Annotated in this window: 3 protein-coding genes; 1 reads left to right on the forward strand and 2 read right to left on the reverse strand. The window is 63.2% G+C overall.

What is annotated here, in order from left to right; genetic code table 11:
* Positions 1-73 precede the first annotated feature (73 nt).
* Positions 74-1,201, reverse strand: a complete 1,128-nt coding sequence (locus A2J03_RS21115) for a resuscitation-promoting factor (protein ID WP_068377935.1) — start codon at positions 1,199-1,201, stop codon at positions 74-76.
* A gap of 115 nt (positions 1,202-1,316) precedes the next feature.
* Positions 1,317-2,156, reverse strand: coding sequence for a TatD family hydrolase (locus tag A2J03_RS21120; RefSeq protein ID WP_068377937.1), 840 nt, complete (start codon positions 2,154-2,156; stop codon positions 1,317-1,319).
* A gap of 20 nt (positions 2,157-2,176) precedes the next feature.
* On the opposite strand from A2J03_RS21120, the gene metG reads away from it, so the two are divergent.
* Complete coding sequence (metG, locus tag A2J03_RS21125; protein WP_068377939.1) at positions 2,177-3,733, forward strand: methionine--tRNA ligase; 1,557 nt, start codon at positions 2,177-2,179, stop codon at positions 3,731-3,733.
* The last annotated feature ends 121 nt before the right edge of the window (positions 3,734-3,854 follow it).

Below are 3,854 nucleotides of genomic sequence, written 5' to 3' on the forward strand. Positions count from 1 at the left end.
TTCCCTCACATGTTCAAGCACTGTGAAAACTCTACGCACCTACCGCAGGAGCGTGGCCTGCGGAGTGACCTGGTCACCGGTAGCCGAGGCGAGCGGTGCATGCAGGCCATGCGCCCCAGCCCTGCGACTTCTGTGTCACCGACGCGATGGCGATCTGCTCCTCGCGGGTGGCAAGGTCGGCGCGCGGTGCGTACTTGAGGCCGCCTTGACGCTCCCAGGTGTTCTGATCGAACTGCACACCACCGTAGAAGCCGTTTCCGGTGTTGATCGCCCAGTTTCCCGTTGCCTCGCACTGTGCGAGCGCATCCCACGTCGCACTGTTCTCGACGGGCGGGACCTCGGTACCCGGCTTCGCACCGACGCGGACGACCTTCGGTTGCGCGGGAACCTTGATCTCCTCGTCGACCTTCTCGCGGCCGACCTCGGCGCCGTTGACGGTGTTGATCTGCCAGGTGATGTCGGAGATGCCGGGGGCACCGGGGTTCTCGACGACGGTTCGGCTCATGTTCATCGTCGGATCCTCGATGCGCTGCTCCGGCGGGAGGACATCGGTGGTCTCGGTCTTCGTTTCGGTGCGGTCACGGGTGACGACGATTTCGACGCCGTCGGAGACCTTCTCGTCAGGGCCCGGCGTGACCGTGTCGGCCTGCTCGAGCGGCATACCCGCTTCTTCGAGGAATTCGCGGACAGTTGGGGCAGCCAGCGTCATCGGGGTTGCCGGAGCGGCGCCATCGACCAGCGAGACCTGCTTGGGGAGCGCGACGTCGAGTTCGGTGCCTTCGAGCGGAAGCCGCTCGCCACGCGAGGCCGACACGTGTACGTCCTCGGCGAGGTTCATCTGCTGCAGTGCCTCGTCGACGGTCAATGCCGTCGTCCAGATCTGTTGAGGCTGGCCGTCCACCGTCACGTTCAACTCGCGAGCGCGACGGTAGACGACCGTCTCACCATCCGACAGAGGCTCTTCGCCCGAGGGCGCTACGAGATCCTTGTCACTTGCTTCGTATCCGGCCGCTTCGAGTGCGCCGTCGACGTCCGAAGTCATCGTGCTGAGCGTGATCATTTCGCCATCGACGTCGATCGTCACGGTTTTGTGACGAGCGACTGCGGTGGCGCCCCCGACAATCAGCGTGAGCAGCAGCGCGGCCACCACCAGGTACAACGTGAGAGACCTGGTGGAGTTGAGGCGGGCGATACTAGACACAAGTGATTCCTGAGATCGTCGGCGTTACCTTTGCGCGGAACGCCTGCCGGCTGGATCACGATACGGTAACGAATCGGTGGACATCCCGCAACTCTGCGCCCAGGAACATAGGTGATCACGCCTGGACTGCGAGCGCGTACACCCTCTCCGCATTCGCCGTTACCTTCGCCGCCAACTCGTGCGGATCCTGATCACGGATCGCCGCGAGTGCACGCGCGGTATACGGCAAGCAGTAGGGCTCGTTCGGCGCACCACGGAAAGGATGCGGCGTCAGGAACGGCGCATCGGTCTCCACCAGCAACTGGTCGTCGGGAATCAAGGCGGCGGCTTCGCGGAGCGCATGCGCGTTCTTGAAGCTGACTGTCCCCGACAGGCTGAGCACGTACCCGGCGTCGATACACGCACGCGCCATCTCCGGACCGGAGGAAAAACAATGGAAGATGACGATCTCCGGCGCGCCCTCCGTACGAAGCACCGTCAACAGATCGTCGTCGGCCTCGCGGTTGTGGATCATCAGCGGCTTCTGTAGCCGCTTGGCCAGGTCGATGTGCCAGCGAAAGCCGTCGTGCTGCTCGGGCACGCTCGCGCACCCGTCGAGCTTCCCGGGCCAGTAATAATCGAGCCCGGTCTCCCCGACCGCGACCACTCGTGGATCCGACGACAGCTTCTCGATCTCGACCTTCACATCGTCGGTGAGCACATTGGCGCGCGTCGGATGAATTGCGGTTGCTGCCCAGACGCGGGAGTCCCAGTGCGCGGCGTCCACGGCGAAACGTGCGGCCTCCAGGTCGTCGGCGACGGTGACGACTCTCCCGACACCGACGGACTGGGCTCGATCGAGGATTGCAGCGACGCTCGCGGCGTCGGTAGCACCACAAGCATCGAGATGGGTGTGGGCGTCGACGAGGCTGTCGAGAGGTTCGGGCAACGGTGGTGCAGGACGATCTTTGGTCACGTCGTTAGAGTAGGCGCACCATGACTGCGCCAGCTGATGCCTCACGGCCCCCTTTCTATGTCACGACCGCGATCGCGTACCCGAACGGCGTGCCGCACATCGGACACGCGTACGAGTACATCTCCACGGATGTGATCGCCCGGTTCAAACGACTCGACGGCTATGACGTCATGTTCCTGACCGGGACCGACGAGCACGGGCTGAAGATGCAGCAGACGGCCGTCAAGGAAGACATCGACGTCCGAGACCTCGCCGCCCGCAACTCGGACGTGTTCAAGAAGCTCGACGAGACTCTCGGGATCTCTTACGACCGGTTCATTCGCACCACCGACGCCGATCATCACGAGGCCAGCAAGGCCATCTGGGCCAAGATGGTCGAGCGCGGCGACATCTACCTCGACGCATTCGCTGGTTGGTACTCGGTTCGTGACGAGGCGTTCTACACCGAGGCGGAGACGACGCTGGCCGAGGACGGCACCCGCATCGCGACCGAGACCAGTACGCCCGTCGAGTGGACCGAGGAGGCGTCGTACTTCTTCAGGTTGTCCGCTTATCAGGACAAGCTGCTGGAGCTGTACGACAGCAACCCAGATTTCATCGCACCGAACACCCGTCGCAACGAGATCGTCAACTTCGTCAAGAGCGGTCTGCGGGACCTGTCGATCTCGCGGACGACATTCGACTGGGGTGTCCAGGTTCCGAACGATGCCGACCACGTCATGTACGTCTGGGTCGACGCGTTGACCAACTACCTCACCGGCGTCGGCTACCCGGACACCGACTCGGAGAAGTTCCAGAAGTACTGGCCTGCAAGCCTGCACATCATCGGCAAGGACATCACCCGCTTCCACACGGTCTTCTGGCCGGCGTTCCTGATGTCGGCCGGCATCGAACTGCCGAAGCGCGTGTTCGTGCATGGATTCCTGAACAACAAGGGCGAGAAGATGTCCAAGTCGCTCGGCAACGTCGTCGACCCCTTCGCACTCGTCGACGAGTTCGGTCTCGATCCGCTCCGCTTCTTCCTGCTGCGAGAGGTCTCCTACGGCCAGGACGGCAGCTACAGCGCCGAAGCGATCGTGACGCGCATGAACGCCGACCTGTCCAACGAGCTCGGCAACCTCGCGCAACGCTCACTGACGATGGTCGCCAAGAACCTCGACGGGAAGGTTCCGACGCCAGGCCCGTTCACGTCCGACGACGAGGCTCTGCTCGCACGCGCCGACGCACTGCTCGATATCTGCCGCAGGGAATTCGACGTGCAGGCTCTGCACACTGCGCTCGAAGCGATCTGGTCGGTGCTCGGCGAAACGAACCGCTACTTCTCCCAGCAGGAACCGTGGGTGCTGCGCAAGACCGATCCGGACCGGATGGCCACCGTGCTGTATGTGACGCTCGAGGTTCTGCGCATCGTCGGCATCCTGGTGCAGCCCGTCATGCCAGGTTCGGCGGCGCGGATCCTCGAACTGCTCGGCGATCCAGCTCACGAGTTCGTCGACATCGCAACACGAATGGTGCCGGGCGAGGCGCTGCCCGCGCCGTCACCGGTGTTTCCGAAGTACGAGGTCAAGACCGCTTGAATGGTCCATCCATACGATCAGATAGCTAGCAGGGTCCATTCAAGCGAACGGGACCATCGCTTGAATGCGCCATCCATACGATCAGATAGCTAGCAGGGTCCATTCAAGCGGGTGTGGCGAC

It is taken from the genome of Rhodococcus sp. EPR-157 (genome assembly GCF_001647195.1).
Classification (GTDB): Bacteria; Actinomycetota; Actinomycetes; order Mycobacteriales; family Mycobacteriaceae; genus Rhodococcoides.